The 22,792-nt window shown below is 70.6% G+C and carries 20 protein-coding genes; 12 read left to right on the top strand and 8 right to left on the bottom strand.

The window, feature by feature from the left end:
- Positions 1–81: 81 nt before the first annotated feature.
- The 7 genes from ABZY20_RS30515 to ABZY20_RS30485 all read right to left on the bottom strand — a co-directional run bounded on the left by ABZY20_RS30515 (position 82) and on the right by ABZY20_RS30485 (position 5,858).
- Positions 82–600, bottom strand: coding sequence for a hypothetical protein (locus ABZY20_RS30515; protein ID WP_007494444.1), 519 nt, complete (start codon positions 598–600; stop codon positions 82–84).
- A gap of 2 nt (positions 601–602) precedes the next feature.
- Positions 603–1,310 (bottom strand): hypothetical protein, encoded by a 708-nt coding sequence (locus tag ABZY20_RS30510; RefSeq protein ID WP_356445638.1) that lies wholly within the window; start codon positions 1,308–1,310, stop codon positions 603–605.
- Positions 1,310–1,870, bottom strand: a complete 561-nt coding sequence (locus tag ABZY20_RS30505; RefSeq protein ID WP_356445636.1) for a hypothetical protein — start codon at positions 1,868–1,870, stop codon at positions 1,310–1,312. Before ABZY20_RS30505 ends, ABZY20_RS30510 begins: the two co-directional genes overlap by 1 nt.
- 98 nt (positions 1,871–1,968) lie before the next feature.
- The gene (locus tag ABZY20_RS30500) at positions 1,969–4,131 is read right to left on the bottom strand and encodes a hypothetical protein (RefSeq protein ID WP_356445634.1); all 2,163 of its coding nucleotides are present in this window, start codon (positions 4,129–4,131) and stop codon (positions 1,969–1,971) included.
- A 327-nt stretch (positions 4,132–4,458) separates the two neighbouring features.
- Positions 4,459–4,647, bottom strand: coding sequence for a hypothetical protein (locus tag ABZY20_RS30495; protein ID WP_007494434.1), 189 nt, complete (start codon positions 4,645–4,647; stop codon positions 4,459–4,461).
- Between the two features lie 147 nt (positions 4,648–4,794).
- Positions 4,795–5,211 carry a hypothetical protein gene (locus ABZY20_RS30490; RefSeq protein ID WP_356445632.1) on the bottom strand — a complete coding sequence of 139 codons (417 nt, stop codon included), beginning with the start codon at positions 5,209–5,211 and terminating at the stop codon, positions 4,795–4,797.
- Entirely contained in the window at positions 5,208–5,858 is a 651-nt protein-coding gene (locus tag ABZY20_RS30485; protein ID WP_356445631.1) for a WhiB family transcriptional regulator, read from the bottom strand. Before ABZY20_RS30485 ends, ABZY20_RS30490 begins: the two co-directional genes overlap by 4 nt.
- 204 nt (positions 5,859–6,062) lie before the next feature.
- Between ABZY20_RS30485 and ABZY20_RS30480 the strand changes: the two genes are divergently transcribed.
- The 11 genes from ABZY20_RS30480 to ABZY20_RS30430 all read left to right on the top strand — a co-directional run bounded on the left by ABZY20_RS30480 (position 6,063) and on the right by ABZY20_RS30430 (position 21,159).
- Positions 6,063–6,842, top strand: coding sequence for a GntR family transcriptional regulator (locus ABZY20_RS30480; protein WP_356445629.1), 780 nt, complete (start codon positions 6,063–6,065; stop codon positions 6,840–6,842).
- A 1,230-nt stretch (positions 6,843–8,072) separates the two neighbouring features.
- Entirely contained in the window at positions 8,073–9,635 is a 1,563-nt protein-coding gene (locus ABZY20_RS30475) for a hypothetical protein (protein WP_356445627.1), read from the top strand.
- A 1,032-nt stretch (positions 9,636–10,667) separates the two neighbouring features.
- The gene (locus ABZY20_RS30470; RefSeq protein ID WP_356445626.1) at positions 10,668–11,603 is read left to right on the top strand and encodes a hypothetical protein; all 936 of its coding nucleotides are present in this window, start codon (positions 10,668–10,670) and stop codon (positions 11,601–11,603) included.
- A 108-nt stretch (positions 11,604–11,711) separates the two neighbouring features.
- Entirely contained in the window at positions 11,712–11,993 is a 282-nt protein-coding gene (locus ABZY20_RS30465; RefSeq protein ID WP_007494418.1) for a hypothetical protein, read from the top strand.
- Positions 11,990–13,099, top strand: coding sequence for a conjugal transfer protein (locus ABZY20_RS30460; protein WP_007494416.1), 1,110 nt, complete (start codon positions 11,990–11,992; stop codon positions 13,097–13,099). The genes ABZY20_RS30465 and ABZY20_RS30460 overlap by 4 nt, the downstream gene beginning before the upstream one ends.
- 32 nt (positions 13,100–13,131) lie before the next feature.
- A complete protein-coding gene (locus ABZY20_RS30455; RefSeq protein WP_007494414.1) occupies positions 13,132–13,455 on the top strand; it encodes a hypothetical protein in 324 nt (107 codons plus the stop codon).
- Positions 13,452–14,063 carry a hypothetical protein gene (locus ABZY20_RS30450; protein WP_356445623.1) on the top strand — a complete coding sequence of 204 codons (612 nt, stop codon included), beginning with the start codon at positions 13,452–13,454 and terminating at the stop codon, positions 14,061–14,063. The genes ABZY20_RS30455 and ABZY20_RS30450 overlap by 4 nt, the downstream gene beginning before the upstream one ends.
- 42 nt (positions 14,064–14,105) lie before the next feature.
- Positions 14,106–16,703: an ATP-binding protein gene (locus tag ABZY20_RS30445; protein WP_007494409.1), complete on the top strand. Its 2,598-nt coding sequence runs from the start codon at positions 14,106–14,108 to the stop codon at positions 16,701–16,703.
- The gene (locus ABZY20_RS30440) at positions 16,700–19,357 is read left to right on the top strand and encodes a hypothetical protein (protein WP_356445621.1); all 2,658 of its coding nucleotides are present in this window, start codon (positions 16,700–16,702) and stop codon (positions 19,355–19,357) included. The genes ABZY20_RS30445 and ABZY20_RS30440 overlap by 4 nt, the downstream gene beginning before the upstream one ends.
- Positions 19,358–19,439: 82 nt before the next feature.
- On the top strand, positions 19,440–20,096 hold the full coding sequence (locus ABZY20_RS30435) for a hypothetical protein (protein WP_356445619.1): 657 nt from the start codon (positions 19,440–19,442) through the stop codon (positions 20,094–20,096).
- 10 nt (positions 20,097–20,106) lie between these two features.
- Positions 20,107–21,159: a bifunctional lytic transglycosylase/C40 family peptidase gene (locus ABZY20_RS30430; protein WP_356445617.1), complete on the top strand. Its 1,053-nt coding sequence runs from the start codon at positions 20,107–20,109 to the stop codon at positions 21,157–21,159.
- Between the two features lie 27 nt (positions 21,160–21,186).
- Here ABZY20_RS30430 and ABZY20_RS30425 read toward each other — a convergent pair whose 3' ends face one another.
- Complete coding sequence (locus ABZY20_RS30425; protein WP_356445615.1) at positions 21,187–21,714, bottom strand: hypothetical protein; 528 nt, start codon at positions 21,712–21,714, stop codon at positions 21,187–21,189.
- 541 nt (positions 21,715–22,255) lie between these two features.
- On the opposite strand from ABZY20_RS30425, the gene ABZY20_RS30420 reads away from it, so the two are divergent.
- A complete protein-coding gene (locus tag ABZY20_RS30420) occupies positions 22,256–22,774 on the top strand; it encodes a hypothetical protein (RefSeq protein ID WP_007494400.1) in 519 nt (172 codons plus the stop codon).
- Positions 22,775–22,792: the final 18 nt, after the last annotated feature.

Genomic DNA, 22,792 nt, shown 5'->3' with positions numbered 1-22,792 from the left:
GTACAGGGCTCCTCGCCGAGAGCGGAGGCTGGCGCGGGCGGCCGCCACGCACGGGTGGCGTGCGGGCGGCCGTCGGCGGCGTCAGCCTCCGAAGATCCACAGGCCGATGTTGTTGCCGGTCAGGGTGGTGGCGCTGACGATCACGCCCATGAAGCCGAGAGAGGTGCCGTAGCAGATCGCCACGACCGCCCCGCCGGCCATCTCCTTCCAGTCGGCCGGCTTCCACTTGGCCGCGTACAGGACCACGAGGTAGTAGGTGATGCCGCACAGGCCGATCGCGGCGCCGCCCGCCGAGACCGGTGTGACGGCCGTGCGCGGCGCGTTGGTGTTCACCTTCGCGCCGGCGCCCTCTTCGGCGGCGGCCTGTCCCAGGTGGTTCATGGCGGCGCGCAGGGCTCCAGCTCCTTCGCCGAAGAGCCCGCGTGAGTTCACCGTCACCAGCAGGACGAAGAAGAAGACCAGCACGAACGTCTTCTTCTTTCGGAGGAGCTTCTTCTTGAATCCGGCGATGACGGCCGTCGTGGCCATCGCCCCGAAGAGGAGTGCACCGAAGCCGGCGTTGGCGGATTGATTGTCGAAGATGTCGATCGCAAGGTCCATGGTCAGGCTCCGGCAAGAAGGTGTACGACGGCGCGCCAGGTGACGATCACCAGGCCCGAGACTCCGGCCCAGATCACCGGGCGGGTGATGATCCAGCCGAGGCGGGAGCGCACAAGGCGCCAGGTCAGCCGCCCGGTGGTGGTGGCCACCGACAAGGCCGCGCGGCACAGCAGGCCGAGGGGGTGATTGATGCCCGCGCCGATGACGACGGCACCGGCGACACCCAGGACCGCGCCGGCGGAGACCAGGGGCGCCTCGAGGCCGTGCGCCGTGAAGGCATCGGCTGCCCACCGTGAGGCGGGGGCTCCGTGGAGGGGCACCAGGTTGGCGACGGCCAGGCACAGGAGGTTGCGGCCGAGCTGCAGTCGGCTCCAGTCGACCTCGTTGCCGCTGGAGTCCGTGGCGTTGGTGCGCTCGATCACGGCAGCGAGCAGGTCGGTCCAGCCGAACCCGAATGCGGCGCCGACGGCCTTCTCCACACCGCGGCTGACCACCTCGGTGATGTCGAGTTCCGAGCCCGGGGCCGGGAAGGGGGCGTGCGACGGCAGCGCGGGCGGGGGCGCCGACCCGGTGACCGCGCACTCGGTCAGAGTGGGATCGGCCCTGACGCAGGTGTCACGGATCGGGCAGTCAGTGCAGCTGGCCGCCGGAGTTGCCGCGCCTGGGTCGGCCTGCTTCTTGGAGAAGTTGGAGTGGGACGCGGACGGCATCAGCGGCTCCCGGTCTTGATGCCGGCCGCCGCGGTGCGCCGCTCGGGCATGGGACGGCGAGAAGGGGGCCGCGGGCCCAGGCCGTCGATGACGTACAGCACGGGCCTGCCCGATGCGAGGGCGTCCGGGCCGGCCAGGTCCGCGGTGACCTGTTCCGGCGCTCCGGACCTCGTCACCGAGCTCTCGTCCGCAGTGGCGGGTGCGAAGCCCGGGGGCAGCGCGGGCAGGTCGCCGTGTGGCCCGCGCTCAACGCTGAGCAGGGGGACCGCCTGGGTGGAGAGCACTGTGGCCGGGTCCCGCGGGCATGCGGCGGCGAGGGGGAGGCTGGCGTAGGCCTCGTCCTCCCACTGCTGGCCCTTGCGGGCGGCTGTTCGCACCTGGCGTGCCCGCTGGGTGCGGCGTGCCGTGCGCTCGCGGCGCTCGGCACGCTCGGAGGCCGACTCCCGGGTGCCGTAACGGGCCCGGGCAAGGCGGTGGTCGTCTCCGCCGATAAGCCACCGCAGGCGGCCGGGCAGGCGCCAGCGGCCGATCCGGTGCCGGCGGGTGCGGGCGTGGGTCATGATGTGCGAACTCCCGTTTCGTGGAGGAGGGAGACCCGGCCGGGCCCTGGAAAGCGGGCCGGATCTCCCGGTCTTGGTGCTCCGAGCCGGAGCAGTTGTCAGACGCCTGCGAGGTCCTGGCTCAGCCGGCCCTTGGCCTTGGCGTTGAGGTAGTTGGCGATCGCCAGGGCGCGCCCGTCGGCGATCGTTTCGCCGCTGGAGCGGACCTCGTCCGAGATGCTCCGCTTGCTCAGCGGCTGCTTTCGTGCGAGGAGGCGCTCCACCGCGGCGCGTTCCTTTTCCTCGAGCACCACCTCCTCCTCGTCTCGTTCCGCACCACTGGTGCGCTCCTGTCCGTTCCGGGCGCCGGGATCGTTCCGGTCCGTGCGCCGGTCCGCCCCATCCGGTGCGTGCTGCGTCCGCGCCGGCGTTGCCGCGCCCCGTTCCGCGGTGCGCTCGGGCACCTGTGCCCCTGGCGGCGGGTGTTCCGTTCCGATTCCGGGCGGGGCGGAACGCGGCAGTCCGGTGCGGGGCGGAACGCCGGGAAAGTCCTGCTCAGCCTCGGGGTGGCCGAGTGGAACGAGGCTGTCGTTCCACTCCGTTCCGCGACCGTGCGCATGGGGCGTCACCCCTGCAGCCTGGAGCGTTCCGGCCCAGTGCGCCCAGGTTCCGGCGGGCGTTCCGCCTGGAACGCTCCAGACCGTGCGGAACGACGGAACGGCGCCCGGACCGGCTCCGGAACGAAGTCCGTCGGTCGGCACGCGGGGAATCACGATGCGGTGCAGGGCCGTACCGGAACGGAGCGCGTTCCGGTCCGCCAGCTCGATGCCGGCGGCGTTCCAGGCGCGTTCCAGCGTGGACAGTGCGGCGTTGTCGATCGTCAGCGACCAGGCCGTCCAGGAGCGCACCGGGAACCGGACCCAGCGAATCAGGCCGATCTTCGGCCGTGCCCGGGAGACCAGTCCCTGCTCCCGCAGGTACTGGCGGTGGACCAGGGAGGCATACAGCTCCCACAGCACCATGCCGACGACGCTCATGGTCGCAAAGGCGACGGATGCCTGCGTCGGCCGGCCGCCAGGCCCGCAGTGATGGGCGTAGTTCATCGCGGCCGCGCCGGACGCGAACACCCACGTCATGATCCGGTAGATGGTGCCGGCGTCGCCCTGCTGCCGCGCCTGGTGGTACATCCAGCCGGTGAACGCGGTCGTGAGCTCCCAGGCGGCGGCGAAGCCGAGGGCGAAGACGGTCCACCATCCGAACGCTTCCTTGGCGTAGTCGGTCTGGGACCACCAGGCCACGGCCATCGGGGCGAGGATCGGGCCGGCGACGAGGCCCCGGCGGGCCTGGTTGCGAACCATCTCCCGTACCCACTGGCGCCCCTGGGTGAGGCGGTGGGCGAAGGTCGGACGTCCTGCGGCCTCTTTGTGCTCGCGCCGCGCCGTTGCTCGCTGAATGCGGCCCTGCTGACGCAGACGCTTCCGCTCCTGCCTGCGGGCGGCGCGCGAGCGCGCCCGCTCCCAGGCCTCCTGGGCCTGGCGGAGCAGCTGCTCGGCGGCTTCCTCCTTCTCCATCGCTGCGGCTTCCCGGGCGGCAGCCTTCTCGGCAACCGTGGCGGCTCGCTCCTCGGCTGATGCGACCGTCGCCGCTGCGGTGGTGCGCAGTTCTTCGACGTCGCGGGCGGCCCGTTCCCGTTCGGCCCTGATGCCTGCGGCCGCCTGCCGGCGGAGCTCTTCGGCCGCGGACGTCGCCTCACTGCGGATACGTTTTGCCTCTGCCTCTGCGGCGCGCAGCCGGGCATCAGCTGCCTCGGCGTCGCGACGGGCCGCGCGGGTCAGTTGCTCGGCCCGGAGCCCGGCGTTGTTCAGCTCCTTGTCGGCGGCCAGTTGCGCTTCTTCGCGCAGTCGGCAGGCGTGGGCGGTGGCCTCCTCGATGGCGGCCCGCCCTTCTGCCTCAGCAGTTGCCAGGGTGTCGGCGGCCTGGCGGTCGGCTGCTTCCTTCGCCGCCTCCGCCTGGGCGGCGGCGTCGGCCTTGAGGGCTGCCCCGGCCTCCCGGGCACGGTCTTGGAGCGCCTCGGCCCGGCGCTCTGCCTCCGCTCGGATGTGTGTGGCCTGCGCTTCGGCCGCCTCCAGGAGGACAGCGGCCTTCTCCTGTGCGCCGGCCTCGCGGTTCCTGGACTTCTCCTCCGCCAGGTCGACGATGTCGGCCGCGCGGTCGCGCGCATCGGCGAGTACGGCCAGGGCCTCGCGCGCGTCGGCGGAGATGGCCGGGGAGTCGGCTTCCACGGGGCGCGGATTCGGGGCCGGTGGCCCGGGACTGGGGGGTTGGCGGCGTCGACGACGGGACGACTTGCTCACCGTCGTGCTCCTTTGCGGTGGGACGCGTGCGCTGCAGCCGTGTCGCTGAGCGCGGCGTCGGTGGGTGGTCGTGAGGGTGGCGCTGGCTCGCCGAGCTGACGGTGGTCTCCGGCTCCGTCGCGAAGCTGACCTTCCGTCCCGCGGGCTACTCCTCCGCTTCCTGCTCGTCCTCGGCCTCGTGGGGGCCGAACAGAGCACGGTCCAGTTCGGCCTCGTTGGCCAGGGGGCCGTCCAGCGGCGGCGTGACCGCGGGGCTCACGAGGCGGCCTTCCGGCGGCCCAAGGAGTAGAGCCGGGCGCACGTTCCGTCGTCGTGGGCGTCGGCCTGGCTGGTGTACCCGTATCGGGCCAGCAGGCTGGCGGCGATCGTCAACTGGCAGACGGCCGGGCGGCGGAGTCGGCCGCTGTGGAGTCCGCGCTTGCTCGAGGTCGTGGTGAGGGCCATGGCTACTCGCAGAAGTGCTGGACCGGGTAGTACCCGCCGCACGAGACGCAGTAGTACAGCGGCTGCTGCTCGTACCCGATGACGAGGTGCAAGGCGATCGGCAGTCTCATGGTGGATGTCCTTGTCACTCGGCGGTCCGAGGTCGTGTCATCGCCGTCGGCAGGTGCCGTCCGGCGGCTCACCTCGGCCGTGCTGGATGGCGTCCTGCCCTTGCGGTTCTCCGTCGGCCCGGTCGGCGGTGGTGGCGCTGTCGAGGTGTGCGCGCGCTGCCTCCGAGGCGCCGCGGGATACGGCGCCAGTGATCGGCGGGGCCGGCGGCGGAGCCGGCTGGCTGACCCAGGCCCGGTAGGCGTCGGCTTCAACGCGGGCCTGGTGCCATAGGGCCAGGAGGATGCCGACCAGCGCGGTCGGCTGCGGGCCGGCGCCGTCCTGCGCAACGACGAGCACGGGGATGACCGGTAGCGCGCACTTCGTGTGCAGGGCGTGCATCAGGCGGCGGTTGAGGATCCGGAGCTCGTCCTCGTCGGAGCCGTCGGGGGACGGTGCAGTGGTGTGGTCGGTCATGCGGCCCACCCCGTCGCGCGCCGGTGGTTCTTCCGCAGCTGCTCCAGTTTGGAGACTGCTGCGCTGAGCTCGGCGTGGTTCTTGTTGCGGTATTCGGGCTTGACGGACAGACCGATGTGAGACCGGGCCAGCCCCAGCACCTGGCGAGCCGCGTGCAGCCGCATGGTCCGCTGCTCGTACGGGGCACGGTCCCGCTCCCGGGCCGCGGCCAGCCGTTCGGCTTCCATGTCGGCGAGGGCGAGCTGGTCCTCCTCGGTGATGCCGCCGCGCACCGCGAGGTCCTGGGGGGCTTCGGGGTAGCGCAGGGCGAGTTCGAGGCATGCCGCGGCGATCGGGCACCGCGCGCAGTACTTGGCGATGGTGTCGTCTCGGCGCGCGTGCCACTGCTCGTCCAGTTCCTCGTCGCGCCGGTAGAAGGCGTCGACATCGTTGGTGGTGCTGCAGCGGCCGAGCAGGAGCGCTTCGTCCAGCTGGTGCTCGCGCATCTGGCCGGCGACGGCGTGCCCGTCGGGACCGGTGAGGTAGCCGCTTTCGGCGAGGGCGGCCGGCGTGTGGGTGCTGACGAGTTCGCGTGTGATGTCGTCGCTGGTGAGGGTGATTCGGCTGGTGGTGCCCTGCGTGGGGCGACCGGCTGTCATGCTGGTCATTGCGTCGTCTGTCTTTCGTGACGGGAAGGGGTCGGCGTGCATCACCACGGCCTTCGAGGGCTCCAACCCCCTCGGAGGCCGTTTTGCGTGTGGCGCGCCACGGGATGCGGGACCATGGCCACATCTGGCTTATCTGGCTCACGCCAGGTAAGCCAGATGCGATGATGTTGCCCCGCCTTCCGGATCAAGTCAAGGGAGACCGACATGACGATCGCGGCCCTGCAGCCCGCACCGGGGTGGCTGTACGGCAGGATGTCCCGCATGGCCACGCCCCCGACCAGCAGACACGACCTCGCCGAGCGCCTGCGCAAGGAGATCCGCGACGGCGCCCCCGCACGCACCGCCGGCACCGTCGTCTCGGGGCGCCAGCTCGCCAAGGAACTCGGGTGCGCGCGCAACACGCTGATCGGCGCGATGGAGCTCCTCGAGCAGGAGGGCCTGGTGCGGTCGATCCCCAAGGTCGGCTACATGGTGCTGTCCCCCGCGGCCGCCTTCGAGGCGCGTCTCGACAAGCTCGGTCACGTCCACCCCGTCCCCGGGCAGGCCGACGACCGGACCGACATGGTCACCACCGCCGTACGCAAGGCCTCCGCCGACGTGGCAGCAGCCCTGGGCAGTCCACCGGAATCCGCTGTCGTCCTGCGGCAGAGCGTCCTCAGTCGGGGCGGCACCCCTTGGGCCATCCGGGAGCTGTACGTCCCGAAGGGCATCGCCGACCTCGCCCGCCGGCTCCTGGACGTCGACCCCGTCGACGAGGACCAGATCCTGAACGGGGCCGGCCTGCCGGAGACCGGGCACGTGCACGCCATCTCGGCGCGGCCGGCATCCGACCAGGAGGCAGCCCTGCTCAAGTCGCGTGCGGTCACCGTGCTTACGGTCCGGCGCGTGAGCTACAGCGGTGAACAGACACGGAGTTGCGAGTTTCTACTCATCCATGCCGATAGAGTCAGTTTGACCGATTCATCAGGGAAGCTGCCCAACTAAGCGGAATTCGCTGTGAAGTGATCCCTGATCAGCGCGACGCGCCGCATGTACCGGTCCGTCCACAGCCTGTGCACTTCCGGTGCTGTTGGGGATAGGGTGACCATCGATTGATCTATTGCTAGCCCTGACAACACGATGCCCCCAGACCTTGAGCAAGTCCGGGGGCGTATATCGGGTTCGAGAAACCGGATAGGCGGTGTCTCGTGGTGGAGCGTACCCGCACCCACGCACAAATGCACAGTCAGCCCGGCTTCCGCGCTGCGTTCACGACGCCGTCGAGCCGGGGCTTTTTGCTGTGCGGACACCGCACGTCGCTCATCGCCCTCACCGAGGAGGGCGGCATGTCGTAGAACTCTCGGGCGGGCGCTCCCTAGCAAGGAGCGCTCCTCGCCCTTCCCCGCCGGTTCGGAGTTAGCAGCTCCTCTGCCGGCCGTCACCGCTCTTACGGAGTACCAGCTCCGTCGAGCGAAGAGCCAGGCCTCTCGGCCTGGATGATCACTGCCTCCCAGCAGCTAGCCCCGAGGGGCTGACCCCGAAGGGCCTTTGTCATCCCTGGAGTGCACCAGGGTGATCGGAGTACATCTTGCAGTACCGCCATGGCTTTTGTCAGCTCAGCAGGCGCCCGGGACCGCCGTTCTCGGCCATTCACCCCCCAATGGTCACCGCGGCGTCACATTCCGTGACAACCGTTTGGTCCGGTTCGGGACATTCAGCGGCTTCTGTGTCGCCGTCGTCGACGAACGGGCTGAGCGCAGGCTCTTCGCTCTGTCCAACGGTTTTCGCCGGCTGATCCGCTCTCTTGGCCGAGAAGGCGAAGGGACGCGCCGTCGCCTCCCTCCCACCTTCGCCAAGGCTGCCCGCGCTCTGCTGCACGGCACACGCCGCCCGTCAGCAGGTGCGCTCGCGGCACAGCACGCTGTACCGCGAGCGCGCCGGGGTTGACATCCCCTCTGATCGCAGCGGGGCGCATGGTCCCATCTGCAAGGCCGCCTCTGCACCCATCCCGCAGAGGCGGCGGCTCGAGCGCACCGTCGACGGATCGTCACTCCGGCAACGGTGCGCGGGAGAAGTGTGTCCAGTTCCCTGCCCCTCACCACCACGTCCGTTGCAGTTCCGGCGCCTCGACCGCGGCCCGCGGACTCGTCCTGCCTGTCCAGCAGTCAGGCGCCCGTACGGCGTCAGCGTGTCAAGGTGCCGCTGCGGTTGGTCGAGTCCCCGTACTACGCGGACGTGGCTCTGGCCGTCTACATGAAGATCAAGGCGCTCGGGCAGCGCCCGGAAGGCTGTACCGCAGGCACCACGGTGCTCGCGTCGTACCTCGGGCTGTCGAGGTCCTCCGTCGAACGCGGCATTGCCCAACTGCGCAGGCCCGGGCCGGACGGGGTGATCGAGCTCCCCGTCAACCAGCGACGGTCGCTGCCTGGCGGGTGCGGCACCACGGCGCAGCGCCGTGTACGGCCGATACAGCGGGACGAACGGTTCATCTGGCTGCCGGTCGCCGCGTGCGAGGACCTGACCCCGCGGCAGTTGCGTGCATACGCGGTGCTCTGCTTCGCCCAGGTACAGCGCATTCCCCTCACCGAAGGCGAGCTCGCCGGACATCTCTACCACCACTCCGGTGCGCGTGCGGGGACGACGCTGTCCGCAGCGTCTGCGGGGAAGGTCGTGGATGCTCTGGAGGATGCCGGCTGGGTGACCGTGCTGCGCAGGTCGGGCGTGCAGGGGCGGCACCAGTTCATCGCCCATGACGTGCCCCCGGCCCCGGGCAGCACCCAACCCTCCTCGCCTGTGGAGAGCACCTCGCCGTCTTCGCGTCTTGATGAGGGATCGGGTCTGGAAGCCGGTGAGGGATCGCTCGCGACTAAGGAAGACCACAGGATTGACCGACCTGATGACGAGCGCCGCCCTGACTCACCCGCCGTAGGCGAAGTACAGGTAGACAAGGGCGCTCGGCCTGTGGATAACTCGGGCTCGAACCCTGCGCACGACCAGACCCAGGACGGTTTCGCGCTCCGCGCGGAGCAGGAACTACCCCGCTCTCAGGCATCCCCAGCCGCCCGCGGCCACTACGACGGCCCGCCGCTGACGCTGCACCCGCGCATTGTCGAGGTCCTCGAACCCGTGCAGGTGCTGTACGAGCGAGCGAACACGTTCATGCAGCGGCGGATCGCCCGCGAGGTCGGCCGCCAGCTCGATCACGGATGTGACTCCGAGCGGCTTCGGCAGCGCTTGCGTAGCCGCTTCGCCGGGGTGTTTCTGTCGGACATCAAGGACCCGGCCCGGTGGCTGATGGGGGTGGCTCTGCCGAGGTGGGGCTGCGGGCATCTGGCCTGCGAGAGCGGAGTGATGTGGCCGAGCGGGGAGCCCTGCGCGGCATGCGCGGACATCCGCGCCGCACGTCGACGGGAGCTCGAGCGGGAGCGCCGGATCGAGCTGGGGCAATGCCCCGACCACGGCCTGGGCGGACCCGGCGTCACATGTGCCGAATGCGTGCCACCGGCTCCGCGGCGCCCGGTGCTCGGCAACGCCGCCGCCCCGCCGGCGCCCGCGGACCTCTCCGTCTGCCGGGAGTGCGGCTGCCGGATCCGGTTGGTCGGCCCCGCACTCGCTGATCGAATGTGCAGGCTCTGCCGGGAAGCGAGCCGGCCAGCGCGGGCCGTCGCACAGCATCCCGGCCCGGCGCCGCGGTGCTCCGGCTGGCGCGGGGAAACGTGCGACCGGCCAGCGATTCCGACCCGCAGTGTGTGCGCGCGCCACCGGGCCAAGGAACTGCGCGCCGAGGCTGCCGGATGATGCGCGCGGCAGGACGCGCGCGCCAGCGAGGTGCGCGTCCCTCCGCGCGGTCCAGCGCACCGTGGTGCGCGCGCCTCGGGCGCACGGTGCGCACGGTCCTCCCTCCGGCACGCACGCGCTGACCGTGCCGGCGCGCGGCGCGCGCACTGCCGCACGTCTCCCGGAGCCGACGCGCACTCAGTCAGACGCGCCGCGCGCCGGTACTTGAGGGTGCCGGCAGCACTCCAGAAGCCTTCGGTACCGCCGTTCCCCCTCACGGGCGCCGGTGACCATGTGTCACCGCCGACAGGCGAAGCAGGTCCTGCGGATTCGGCCCCTATTCCGCGCAGCGCCCCCTTGTCCACGTCCTGGCGCCTTCCATGGCACCCTCTTGTCCAGCTCGCGGAATCCCCCCTTCCGCCCCTTGTCCACCTCTGCAACCTCCGGCGTGACCCCCTTGTCCACGTCCGCTACCGCAGGCCGGCGTCCTTGGCCAGGTAGCGGCCGACCCGGGCGGACGGCAGTTCGTCTCACGAAGCCCGGCGCTGCTCTTCCCCGCCTCGCCAGTCACCCTGCGTCATATTCTCTGGCCTGAGGGCAGACGAAGCGGGCGCAGCGGGTCTGGGCGCCACGCACTGGGCGCCGCACGGGCGTTTGCCCGGGACGCCAGACCGTGCGGCGCCCGGTCTCTCGCGCGCACGAGTACGGCGCGGGTACGGCGCGCATCGCGCACCGGCGGCGCGCGCGCACCCCGCGGGGAACCGCACGGGCGCGCGGATGCGGTGCGGCGTCGGACCGCACCGGCGCGCCCCCTTCCGCCCTCTCGGTGCGCACCGACGCGTACCGGTGCGCACCCCCTTGTCCAGGTGCGCGCACCGGTACGCGCACCTCGTGCGCACCCCTTGTCCAGGTGTGCAGCCCGCGTCGCCGCAGGGCGCGATTCGACGTGTTTCTCCTTGACAGTCCTCGCCGCCTCACGTGGTCAGACCGCGGACAAGGGGGGTCAAAAGATCGTCAGCGGCATCCCCACCGGATGACGAAGGACGGTCACGGATGTCGCACATCACCAACACCCTCAGCTCTCTGTCCGCCTCGGCCACTGACGAGGGCTCCAGCACCCTGCGGAGCCTGAACCGCGACTGGGCGGTCCTGTGCGAAAGCACCCGCGCCGGCGACGCCGTCGCGCACTGGTCGCACGAACACCTCCCGTTCGAGGGCGCTCGCACTCCGCAGGACGTGGTGGACCGGATCACCGGTCTCTTCCGTCGTGGCGCGTGGGAGCAGCACGACCAGGCGATGCTCTTCCTGCTGCGGCGGGTCCAGGAGTCGGGGTCCGACCGCGACCTCGCCTGGTGCACCGCTGCGCGCGTGATGCTGCCCAAGGCCGTGTCGATGGCCAAGTCGCAGCAGCGTGACGGGATCCGATGGGACGACATCGTCTCGTCGATGTTCAGCGCGCTGTTCGAGGTCGTGGGCACCTACCCGCTCGAGCGGCGGCCGCGGGGCGTCTTCGCGAACATCGCGATGGACACTCTCGTCCTGGCGCAGAAGACCCTGGCCGCCGACTACGACAACCGCTCGGTGCTGCAGGAGATAGGGGACACGCTGCTGCCGCTCGCCGGCGACCGGGCCGCGGCACTGCTGCCGTCCGGCGGTCCCGACCCGGCGACGCAGGCGCAGCTGGCCGACTGCCTGGTGCGCGCGGTCGAGCTGGAGATCGTCAGCCGCGACGAGCCGGAGCTCAGCTCCGACGACCCCCGCGCCGAACTGCTCTCCCTGGTGATGTGGGCGGTCGACATCCAGGCGCTGAAGATCTCCGACGCGCAGCGGATCGCGAGCTACTACCTCGATTCCTCCGCCACCCCCGAGCGCACCCCCCGTACCCGGCGGTCGATGGGCAGTGAAGGCGCGCGCCTGCGTCAGCGGGCCAGCCGTGCCGTCCGCCCGCTGCGCGAGGCGGCGCTTCAGACGCGGCGGTCGGCCGCCTGAAGTTTTCCGCCCTCCTCTGTCACACGGCGGGCCGAAACCACACCTCTACGGGTGATCCGCGTACGGCCCTCTTCCCCACTCTGACCACCGATTTCACGGGAGTACTCCATGGCTGCCGCCCCCTTCACCGGTCCCGCCCGCTCCGGTCCTCTGGCCGATGAGGACGAGACCCGCGTGGCCTCCGCTCGCATCACCGCGACCCGCCTGGGGACCGCGTTGGTGCGGGACCCCCTCGACCGGACGGTGCACGAGCAGATGCGCCAGTTCCTCGACAACGACTCGGAACCCGCGCTCCAGTCCTGGGAGGCGCTCAAGGCGCGCACCCCCGAGCAGCTGAAGTCCCGCATCGCCGAGCTCCTGACGGCCCAGGCCCAGCGGAGCGTGTCGTGAAGCGGGCACGCCGCAAGGCTCGCCGTGAGCAGCAGGACTGGCCCGAGGACTCGGTCGCCGAGACCAGCGAGCCGGCCCAGACCGAGCAGGACGACGTCGACGAGCAGCAGTCCATCGGGTGGAAGACCAGTACGGCCGGGCTCGCCGGTCTGACGCGGCTGGCCCGGGCAGGCACCTGGGCGCTGATCGCCTCCGGCCCGCTGATCGGGGTCATGGCCCTGTTCGGCTCGTCGGCACCTGCCCAGAGCGCGGCCAAGGCGACGCCCGCGGTCAAGTCGAGCGCCTCCACCGGCCCCGCCGGGTTCGCGCAGTTGTTCGTGGGCGCCTACCTGGAGGCGGGAGAGGGGACGGAGCAGAACCTCGCCCCGTACTACTCGGGCAGCGTGGCCCTCACCCACCCGGCCGGGACTCGAAGTGCCCTGCGGACCCAGGCGATGGACGCCCGCGAGGTCTCCCCCGGCTACTGGAGCGTCACCGTGGCGGTCAACGTCGCGGCGAAGTCCAAGAAGGGCGGCTACACGGACGCCGGCGTGCAGTACTTCCGGGTCGGCGTGCAGTCGACCGGCTCCGACGACACCAGCGCGTACACCGCGGTGTCCTTGCCGGCGCAGGTCGCGGCGCCCGCCGCGCTCAAGCCCGGTGACCTCGGATACCCCACCTCGCGCGGGAGCGGGAGCTCCGACCCCGCGTCCGACACCGCGGCCTCCTTCCTGAAGGCGTACGTCGCCGGCCAGGGCGAGCTCGACCGCTACACGTCCCCCGGCGTCCACCTCTCCCCCGTGGTGCCGACCCCCTACACCTCGATCAAGCTCACCAGCGTCCAGGACAACTCTGAGGACAACGCCGGCACGAAGGTGCCCGGCGACGGCGTCCGCAGGCGCCTGCTGGTCTCCATCGACGCCACCGACGCGGACGGCAACACCTTCCCCCTCACCTACGCGCTCGGCCTGACCGCGCGCGCCGGGCGCTGGGAGGTCTCCTCCCTCGACGACGCACCGGCCACCGCCGCGACGAGCAAGCCGTCCAGCGCACCGAACTCGGCGGCGCCCTCCGCCCCTTCGGCTCCCTCCACGCCCGGCGGTTCCGCGCCGCCGTCCGGCAGCTGACCACGTCGCCACGACCGAAAGAGGAATCGTTCATGCACACGCTGACCGCTGACCCCAACACCGTCGTCCTCGCCGGCGACCTGCTCGACTGGGCCACCCTCAAGACCAACCAGATCGGCACGCTCATCAAGCTGGTCGTGGGTGTGATGGTGCTCGCTGCCGTCGCGATGGCGTACTGGAGGACCAAGTCCTGGGTGGCCACGCTCGTCGCGTTCCTCCTGGGCGCCCTCGTGATGTGGGGCATCGCCAACCTGCCGTCGCTGCAGACCAAGGTCGGCTCGGAGATCGAGGACACTGCCAGCGCCTCCGTGCAGGTGCCCGGTCCCGGGACCGGTGACGTCAGGGCGCTGCTGTGAGTGCGTCCGAGGAAGACCTCATCGGGCATTCCTACACCCGCGCCCGCAAGCACCCGCTCGTCATCGGCAAGCTCCCGGGCGCCGGACGGATCCCGGGCGGCCCATACACGATCACCCAGATCGTCACCATGGTCGTCGTCTTCGGCTCCCTGGCCCTGACGCAGGCCCTGTGGGCCCACTTCGGTCTCGCGAACATCCTGATCATGATCGCGCTCCCGTGGGGGCTGGCCTGGGTGCTGCGCTACGCGCGCATCGACGGCCGGGACCCGGCGCGCGCGCTGCGGTCCCTGCTCGTCTACGCCTCGGCGCCGGCGGGCGGGCGGCTCGCGGGCCGCCCGCAGCGGCAGTCTCGCCCCCATCTGACCCGCACGACCTGCACCGTCCGCGTCACCAGCCGGCCCACCGACGAACCCGTTGCCGTCGCGCCGGCGCGGGCCCCGCGCGCCGCGGGACCGACACGGCCTGCGCGTCGGACGGCCGGCCCCGCGCCGATCGCCACGCCCACCGCGCCGGCCACCTCCGCGCGCACGGTGGCGCCGCGCACCGGCGGGCGCAGCCAGCTGCAGAGCCTCCTCGCCTCGATCGAGGACCAGAACTCCCGTTCCTAGCGCCGCTGCCCCGCGCGCGCCCTGTTCACGAAGGACTTCCCCATGCGTCTCCCCGTCCGGCACATCAGCGGCCATCTCATCTGGACGACCAACGCCGCCACGTGGGGCGTGTGGAAGGTCGACAGCGAGAACTACACCCACGGTTCGAAAGCCACCAAGCGGGAGCGCCTCGACGCGCTCGAGGCGCTCTTCAAGGCGTTGCGCGGCGAGGCCCTGCTTCTGAGCCTGTGCCCGCAGGTCGACGCGGCCTCCGTCGTCAAGCGCATGACCGCCGGCGTCGACTGGGACAAGAGCCCGGAGTACGTCGACCTCTCCCTGAAGGTGCTCGACCAGTTGGACGGGCTCGAGCTCACCGGGCGCGTCGACTTCCTGGCGATACCTCTGCCGCACCTGGACCTCAAGCAGACCGCCAAGGCTGTTGCTTCCTCCGCCCAGGTCGAGCTCATGGCCGCGCTCGGCCTGCCGAGCCCGCCCATCTCCGCGGCCGAGGAAGCCAAGCGCCTGCTCCAGGCCAACCGCCTCGCCGCCTCGTGGCCGGCCGGTATCAAGCTCAAGGCCGCCACCGAGGCCGAGATCCTGTGGATCTACGGACATGCGGCACGGCGCGGCCTGGACGAGCCGCTGTTCCCCGAAGAGGGAGCGCCCCGCGGCCTGCGCGGCCGGGGGCACACCGTCGCCGCCCACACCCAGGTCGTTCTCGACGAGGGCGGCCGCGGCGGCCAGCGCCGTAAGGGCCCCTCGAACCCCTTCGCCCGCCGGTACGCCAAGGTGACCACCGAACACGGCAGCAGCTACCAGGCCTTCAGCGTCCTGGCCGAGATGCCGGAGAGCTTCCGGTTCCCCGGCTCGGAGTACCTGGCCGCCCTGGACGATTTCGGCTTCCCGGTCGACTGGGCGGTCCGCCTGAACATCGAGGCCGGCTCGAAGGCCGAGCCGAAGTCCCGCAGGCAGCAGCGCGAACTGGCCCACCAGCGCGGCGAGTACGACGGCGAGACCGCCGGCGTTCCCGCGAGTCTGGACAAGGCCGCCTTCGCTCTGGACGAGTACCGCGACCGGCTGACCTCCTCGGCCACCGAGGTCGAGATCCGTGCTTCCGTCGTCACCTGTGTGTGGGGCGCCACCCCGGAAGAGGCCAACGAACGCGCGGCCTCCCTGCAGCACCACTTCGGCGGCAACGACTACACCCTCACCCGGCCCGTCGGCGACCAAGTGCCGCTCTTCCACGCGATGCTGCCCGGCACTAAGACGCCCCGGCCACTCCTCGACTTCACCCAGTACCTGCTGGCCAGGGACTTCGCCATGGCGATGCCGTTCAGCGGCGCCAACCTCGGCGACGACACCGGCTCCCTGTTCGGCCTGCAGCTGTCCGGCGGCGGCGTGCGCCCTGTCCTCATCGACTTCAGCCACGGCCCGCGCGTCAACGCCAGCGCGAGCGCCGCGTTCGTCGGCGAGCTCGGCTCCGGCAAGAGTGTCGCCCTCAAGACCGCGATGTACTCGATCCTGTCCACCGGGCACCGCGCGGGCCAGGCTCGAAGCCGCGGCCGCGCCCTGGTGATCGACCGCACCCCGCAGCAGGAATGGAGCCGCTTCGCCCTGGCCTGCCCGGGCGAGACCCAGATCATCCGCGTTGACGAGACCGCCGGCGTCTCGCTCGACCCGCTGCGGGTCTTCCGCGGCCCGCGCGCGGCCCGCTACTGCGAGTCCTTCCTTACCCCCCTGCTCGACATCGCCAGCATGTCGGTCGAAGGCGTCACGCTCGCCGAGGCCATCGAGACCACGCGCCTGGGCCCCAACCCGTCGATGACCTCGCTCATCACCAACCTCGGCCTGCGTGCCAAGACTCCGGACCCGGACGAGCCGAACGACATAGCGGTGCGCGCCGCGGCCTCCGAGCTCGTCCGCAAGATGCGGGCCCTGGCCAAGAAGGACTTGGGCCGCACGATCTTCGATCCGAATCTGCCGGTCGTCAGGATCAGCAACGCCGACTCGATCGTGTTCGCCGTCGACCGCCTCGCCCTGCCGCGCAAGGAGGAACTCGACGAGCACCGCCTGCGCAGCCTGGAGGTGGAGACACGTTTCGGCTGGCGCCTGATGTACCTGATCACCGCGCTGTGCCGCGAGGTCGCCTTCTCCAACCCGGCCGAGTTCACCGGGGTGTTCCTTGACGAATGCTGGTGGCTCACCGCATCCGCCGAGGGCTCCAACCTTCTGCTCGAGATCATCGCCGACGGCCGCAAACACAACGCCGGGGTTTACGCGGGCTCGCACGACCCGTACGACATCGGGCCGAAGAACGAGATCGGCGACAAGATCCGCGCCCTGCTCAGCCACATCTTCGTCTTCCGCCACCGCAGCAAGACCCTCGCCGCCCGCTGCCTCGAGTTCATCGACCTCGACCCCGCCGACGACGAGATGATCAAGCTGATCACGGAGAACCTGAGCCCTCTCAACGTGTCCGACGCCGAGCGCAGCCTGCGCGCCGGCGAGGGCCTCTACCGCGACCTGCGCCGGCGCATCGGCGGCATCAAGGTGCTCATCCCGGCCGACGACGAAGCCGCCGACGCCATCCACACCACTCCGGGGCAGATGGATGAGGACGAGCCGGCCGTCGATGTGCCCATCGAAGGGGCACTGGCATGAAGTCCGCCTCCCGTGCCGCGCCGCGCGGCCGCGCCCTGCGGATCTGGCTCATAGCCGTGCCCCTGGCACTGCTGCTGGGCCTGTCCGCCGCGGTCGCGTTCGCCGACACGGTCCCCAATCCGAAGCCGGGACCGGCGCCCACCGCGCCGGATGCCAAACCGACCCCGAAGCCGGACAAGCCCAAGCCCGAGCCCGAGCCCGGCAAGGACAAGCCGGATCCGTGCGACCAACTGCCCAAAGGCAGCGCCCAGTACAAGTACTGCAAGGGGGGCGACGACAGCGGCAACGACGACAAGCCGGAAGCCAAGCCGAAGCCCGAGCCGGAGGACTCCTACAACCCCATGGAGCCCCGGCCCGGCGTGACGCCGCCTGCGCCGCAGCCGGGCGATGAGAACCGGCCGGTCGAGGACCTGAGCAAGTCGCCCAAGGACGCCTCCGACGGGCTGCTGCAGCCGTTCAACGTCAAGGACAGGGACGGCGTCCCGATCAGCGCGTACAGCGTGGATTCGGACACAGGCGACTGGAACGACATCGACCTGAAGATCTGGAACCTGCTCTCGCAGTTCTTCATGGGCATCGCCAAATGGTTCATCGGCTTCTCGTGCTGGCTGATCGACTGGGCGCTCGACTTCGGTCTCGCCAAGATCCTCGTCAAGCCCGCCGACGACATCGCCACGAGCCTGCGTGACCAGGTCATCAACCGCCTCGGCCTGCCGGGACTCTTCCTGCTCTTCTCCGGCCTGTACGCGGCGTGGCACATCCTGTTCAAGAACCGCAGCCGCGGCTTCGCCGAGGCCGGCATGTCACTGGTCGTGGCCGCCGTGGCCACCACGGTGCTGCTCTCCCCGGCCCAGGTACTGCTGGGTACGCACGACCAGCCGTCCCCCGGCGGCTCCACGATGCTGCTGAGCGACGAGGGGATGGTCGGCAAGGCCAAGGACCTGTCGCTCGAGGTGAGCGCGGTCGTGCTGTCGCAGAACCCCGAAGGAGACTCCAAGCCCGAGGACGTCTCCAAACCGATCACCGACGCCCTCGTCGACGCGTTCATCGTCAAGCCGACCCAGCTCATGCTCTACGGCAAGACGTTCAAGGACCCTGCCTGCTCGAAGGCGTTCGCGGAGGCCTCACTGGTCAAGTACAACTTCGAGCAGATGGGCATCGACTTCTTCGAGGCCAACCGGATCAACCCCACGGGTGAAGCAACCTACGCAGCCCAGCTCACCAACGCCGGCGAGCACTTCACCAAGGTCTGCAAGGTCAAGAAGGGGGACGCGAAGAAGGCGTCGGCCGACATGACCTTCTCGGCCGCGTTCGTCGCGCTCGCCGCGATCATCGTGTCCGTCCTCATGGTGCTGGTCACCGGGACCTTCCTGGTCTCGCAGGGCTGGTTGGCGTTCGAGGCGATGAAGGGCCACTGGGCCCTGGCCGCCGGCATCCTGCCGGGCGGCGGACGCGGAGTGCTGTGGCGCTGGGTGTCCGCGATCGTGAAGGCGATCCTCGGCGTCATCCTCGCGATCTTGTTCCTCGCCATCTTCGTCGTCGTGATCATCGCGCTGATCGACGCGGAGACCGGGGAGATCCTCGCGGTCAAGTTCATCTGCCTCGACCTGGCCGCGGTCGCCGGGCTCGTCGGCCAGAAGAAGATCAAGGAGACGGCGAGGCAGGTCAGCGTCAACCTCAACCGCCGCCTGGCCAACGCCCGCGTCGGCGGCAGCCGCCAGAGCGTCTTCAACCAGTTCGGCCGCTACGCCGAGACGGCCCCCGGCATCAAGCAGCTGTTCGGCGAGGCACGCGGCGAGGCACGCAAGGTCACCCAGCCGCTCGCCCGAGCCGGACGCAGCGCCAAGCAGATGTGGATGGGACCGCCGCAGCGAGGCAAGCGCGGAGGCCGCCTGCGCTCTGCCGCCCGTCTGGCGGCCAACGCCGCAGCCGCCGTGGGCACCGGCGGCGCCGCCACCGCCGCGAAGGTCGCAGCCCAGGGCGCCGCCAAGCAGGCACTGCGCCGCCGGCTCGCTGCGGCAGCCACGAACAAGCTGTCGCAGTCCCGCGGCGGACGCGCCACCCTCATGGCCGGCAAGGGCGCAGCAGCGAGCGCCCGCTTCGGCTGGAAGGCGACCAAGGTCGCCGCCCTGGCCACCGTGGGCGCCCCGGTCGGGATTCCCCGCGGAATCGCCGCCGCCAAGCGGGGAGGCACGGCCGCAGCCGCGCGGGCCAACGCGGTCAAGGGGCAGCTCACCGCGGCGAAGAACCGGGCTGGTGCCCGGGTCACCGCCAAGGTCGACGGAGCCCGCGCCTTCGGCAACGAGTACCGCCGGAATGTGCAGACCGCCGCGCGGTTCGTCGGCCGTCATGCCGCCAACGCCCAGCTCGGGATGGCTCAGCCGATGGCAGGTGCGACCCGGCCGTCCAGCCCTCCCGGCACACGCGCGGCCGCCACCGCTCCCCCGGTCCCCGGCACAGCCCCGGCATCGACGCGGTCCGGTTCCTCACCGACGGTTCCCGCGGTGGATCCGGCGTCCGTCTCCACGCCCGTGCTGAACCTCCCGCCTGTCCCCAGGAAGGGCGATGACCCGCCGGCACCGCCGCCGCCCACCGCCCCGCGCGCCATTCGCAGGGCCACGCGGCCTGCCGGTCCGCCCCGACGCCGCAGCTGATCGATCCACGCGGGGGTGAGCGCACCGCGCTGACCCCCGCGCCCGACTCCCCTCACCCTGCCTCGCCTACAGGAGGTGTCCGATGCCCGCACCCCAGCCCGAGAAGTCGAGCCCCTGGAAGATCTTCGTGCTCTTCGCCGCGGCCGCCCTCCTGGCGATCACCGGGATCCTGCTCCTGGTCGTCGACCCCGGCCGAGCCGCCCCGTCTGCCGAGCCGGGCACGGCCACGGCCTCTCCAGGACCCCTTTCCTCCACTCCGAGCACATCGTCCGAACCGACGCCGACGGCTCAGGACACCGCAGCAGAGGAACAGGAGCCGTCCGCACCGGAATCAGTGCCGCCGAAGGCGGCCGACACGGCACGCCGGTTCGTCCTGGCGTGGGCCTCGCATGACGCACGCCCGGGACACGACGTCTCCTTCAGCGATGCCGGCCGACGTGCAGCCACGTACGCCACCGACGAGTTGGCCGCCCAACTGCGCGAACCGGGCGACCGGTCCACGCGGCTGTGGCAGCAGTGGCTCGCAGACGAGACCCGCGTGAACTGCGCGGTCGATCGCGTCGCCACCCCCGACGGAGCACCCGCCGCGACATCCGAACGGGCGTACGTGCGGCTCCTCTACACCTGCACGACCCGCGCTGCTGGACAGCCGGCCACCCGCTCCCACGACCAGCTCGCACTCGAGATGCACCACGTGCCCGCAGGCGCGTGGCGGGTCGCCGCGATCGTGAACGCCTGAGGAGACTACGTTGAAGAAGATCCTCACGGGCCTCGGGATCGCCTGGCTGTGCTGGTGCGCCCTCATCATCGCCGCCGTGATGGCCGTCGTGACCAAGCTCGGCAGCGACAACACCGGCAATGACATCCAGAACGCCGGCTTCGGAGGCGGCATCTCCAAGAGCGCCGATGTCCCGGACTGGCTGCGGACCCTGATCGACAAGGCCATCAACGAGTACGGATGCCCTGAAGTGACTCCGGCCCTGCTCGCCGCGCAGCTGTACCAGGAGAGCGGCTTCGACCCCAAGGCCGAGTCCTACAAGATCATCAAGAAGAAGGACGGGACCGAGGTCAAAGTCCCGCTCGCTCAGGGAATCGCACAGTTCATCCCCGGCACGTGGAAAACACACGGCAAGGACGGCGACGGCGACGGCGACAAGGACGTCTGGGACCCGATCGACGCGGTGCCGGCGGCCGTCGACTACGACTGCGACATCGCCGAAGAGGTCCGCAACATCCCCGGCGACAAGTCGGACAACATGCTGGCCGCGTACAACGCCGGACCGTACAAGGTGAAGAAGTACCAGGGGATCCCCCCGTATACGGAGACTCAGAACTACGTCAGGATCATCCGTGCTCTCGCCGAGAAGTGGACCGATGCCATGCAGTCGAGCGGCCCGGTCCCCGCCGGCAGCGGACGCACCGGTCAGGTGGTGGCCGCAGCCCAGACGGCACTGGGCACCGACTACCAGTGGGGCGGCAACTGCCGCAGGCCGTTCAGCCTGCGGGAGAACAACGGATGCGACTGCTCGAGCCTCATGAAGATGGCCTGGGCCAGCGTCGGCGTGAACCTCCCCCGCACCACCTACGACCAGGTCAAACGAGGCACGGAGATACGGTCGACCGCCGATCTGCAACCCGGTGATCTGCTCTTCAGCCGCGGCAGCGCCGCCCGGCCCGAGCACGTCGCCATGTACATCGGCAGCGGCCAGGTCATCGACGCGCCCAAGACGGGGCTCAAGGTACGGATCAAGCCGCTCTCGTACTGGAAGTCCCAGATCCTCGTCATGAAGCGGGTTGGCTGACCCGACCGTCGACCGGTGTACGGCAGTTCACTGCGACTCGTCGCGCCCTGACCGCCCTGACCGCCCTGACCGCCGACGGGTCTGCTCCAGCAGCTGTTCCATCTGCGTCGCCAAATCCTGCGGCACCGCGGGGAGGAGGAACGGGAGCAGGCCCTGGTCCCGTTGCGCCCGCATGGCGTCGACGGTCCGCTCCTTATTCCGCAGGTTCCGGTGCGCCTCGATCGCCCGGTACATCTCGACCACCTGGCCGACCGGAAGCGTGGTCACGGTCTTGTCCGCGCCTCCGCGGACCAGCCCGTGCACGACTACTGGAGGTGTGTCGAAGGACGAGCCGCTCACCTCGCCCAGCGGGGCAGGTGCAGGCTGGGGGCGGTTCTCGGCGAGCATCCGCACAGCTTCTTCGCGGCCGGCCTGGTCGAGTTTGGCGGGCAGCTGGCCCACGTCGGCTGCGGCCTTTACGCGCTGCAGTGCCTTCTGGTAGCCGCAACCGGTTGAGCGGTTCAGCTCGCGGGCAATCCGCTGGTGGTTGGTGGTGTTGCGGGAGGACGGGGCCATCGTTTCTCCATCGTCGCGTCCTGACGCTGCGGTTCGTCCCACCACGAGCATGGCCAGGGTGCGCGGTTCGGAAGAGGGCACCAGTCGTCACTCGCCCCCCGCGCGGCAGCACGGTTCACCGGTAGCTCCGGGGGTGGGCCCGGGCCGGCGCGCACAAGCGAGGTGCGCTGCATTGAGCATACCGGTCGATGCTGACAACGTCCGAGGACAGCCGCAGCCGGGCCCACGCAGGGCTGCAGACAGGCGTGGTAGCCCAGGCCAGGCAGGCGACGATCGCCAAGAGACGGGGCGCACCGCCAAGGTCCGCTTCGGTTAAGCAATCCGGCAGCTTCCCGACTGATGTCGAGGACACCTGACCTCCCACCGCGGCCGGACTCCTTGGCCGGCGGCCTCGGCCGGAGATCAAAAAACTTCAGGCGCCCATGTCACACGGGCGTCCGAAAGCGCACCTCTATAGGCATCCGCACTCCCCGTCTCCCCGGAGTTCCGACATGCCTGCTGCCTCTCTCCTTCCGGCCTTCTCGCGCCCAGGAGCCGCCCGATGACCACGAACGACGTCATCGACCGGCTGATCCAAGTCGGACAAGACCTCCCGGCGTACGGGCAGACCGCCATCACGTGGCTGACCGGCAACATGTGGTGGCTGATTCCCGTGCCGGTGGTCGTCGCTGTCTCCGTATCCGTCGCGCGTCGACGCTTCGGCCGGAAGCCGCTCAAGGACCGGCAGGCGTTCGAGCTCCTCCCGACCACCGGCTTCGATCCGGTGCTCGAGGACGTCCTCCGCTTCGCCAAGCAGCTGGCCCAGGCGCAGCGGAGCGTCTCGCGCTGGGCCTTCACTCCGGTGCGCGGCACGGCGGTGCGCGTGCGGCTGCTGTCCCAGGGCGGCCTGCTGACCATGCGCATTGAAGGGCCGGCCCGGGCCGCGGCGGTCCTTCGCCACCAGAGCTACAGCCAGTGCGAGATGCGGGCGGTCGGTCCCGCCGTAGCCAGCTCCGAGCGGCCGGAGATCCGTCTCGGCGTGGACCTCGACACCAGCTCTCAGACCGCTCTTGCGGCGTGACCTTCCGAAGGAGTCTGT

Source organism: Streptomyces sp. NPDC006624, assembly GCF_040611555.1.
Lineage (GTDB): Bacteria > Actinomycetota > Actinomycetes > Streptomycetales > Streptomycetaceae > Streptomyces.
The sequence above is the reverse complement of the archived record's forward strand: the minus strand, read 5'-3'. Positions and strand labels throughout refer to the sequence as shown.

Excerpts from the sequence above, each read along its gene's own strand:
- ABZY20_RS30515 (WP_007494444.1), bottom strand. The coding sequence starts at position 600 with ATGGACCTTGCGATCGACATCTTCGACAATCAATCCGCCAACGCCGGC.
- ABZY20_RS30445 (WP_007494409.1), top strand. The coding sequence starts at position 14,106 with ATGCGTCTCCCCGTCCGGCACATCAGCGGCCATCTCATCTGGACGACC.
- ABZY20_RS30510 (WP_356445638.1), bottom strand. The coding sequence starts at position 1,310 with ATGCCGTCCGCGTCCCACTCCAACTTCTCCAAGAAGCAGGCCGACCCA.
- ABZY20_RS30420 (WP_007494400.1), top strand. The coding sequence starts at position 22,256 with ATGACCACGAACGACGTCATCGACCGGCTGATCCAAGTCGGACAAGAC.
- ABZY20_RS30435 (WP_356445619.1), top strand. The coding sequence starts at position 19,440 with ATGCCCGCACCCCAGCCCGAGAAGTCGAGCCCCTGGAAGATCTTCGTG.
- ABZY20_RS30425 (WP_356445615.1), bottom strand. The coding sequence starts at position 21,714 with ATGGCCCCGTCCTCCCGCAACACCACCAACCACCAGCGGATTGCCCGC.
- ABZY20_RS30480 (WP_356445629.1), top strand. The coding sequence starts at position 6,063 with ATGACGATCGCGGCCCTGCAGCCCGCACCGGGGTGGCTGTACGGCAGG.
- ABZY20_RS30490 (WP_356445632.1), bottom strand. The coding sequence starts at position 5,211 with ATGACCGACCACACCACTGCACCGTCCCCCGACGGCTCCGACGAGGAC.
- ABZY20_RS30465 (WP_007494418.1), top strand. The coding sequence starts at position 11,712 with ATGGCTGCCGCCCCCTTCACCGGTCCCGCCCGCTCCGGTCCTCTGGCC.
- ABZY20_RS30455 (WP_007494414.1), top strand. The coding sequence starts at position 13,132 with ATGCACACGCTGACCGCTGACCCCAACACCGTCGTCCTCGCCGGCGAC.
- ABZY20_RS30495 (WP_007494434.1), bottom strand. The coding sequence starts at position 4,647 with ATGGCCCTCACCACGACCTCGAGCAAGCGCGGACTCCACAGCGGCCGA.
- ABZY20_RS30505 (WP_356445636.1), bottom strand. The coding sequence starts at position 1,870 with ATGACCCACGCCCGCACCCGCCGGCACCGGATCGGCCGCTGGCGCCTG.
- ABZY20_RS30485 (WP_356445631.1), bottom strand. The coding sequence starts at position 5,858 with ATGACCAGCATGACAGCCGGTCGCCCCACGCAGGGCACCACCAGCCGA.
- ABZY20_RS30470 (WP_356445626.1), top strand. The coding sequence starts at position 10,668 with ATGTCGCACATCACCAACACCCTCAGCTCTCTGTCCGCCTCGGCCACT.
- ABZY20_RS30440 (WP_356445621.1), top strand. The coding sequence starts at position 16,700 with ATGAAGTCCGCCTCCCGTGCCGCGCCGCGCGGCCGCGCCCTGCGGATC.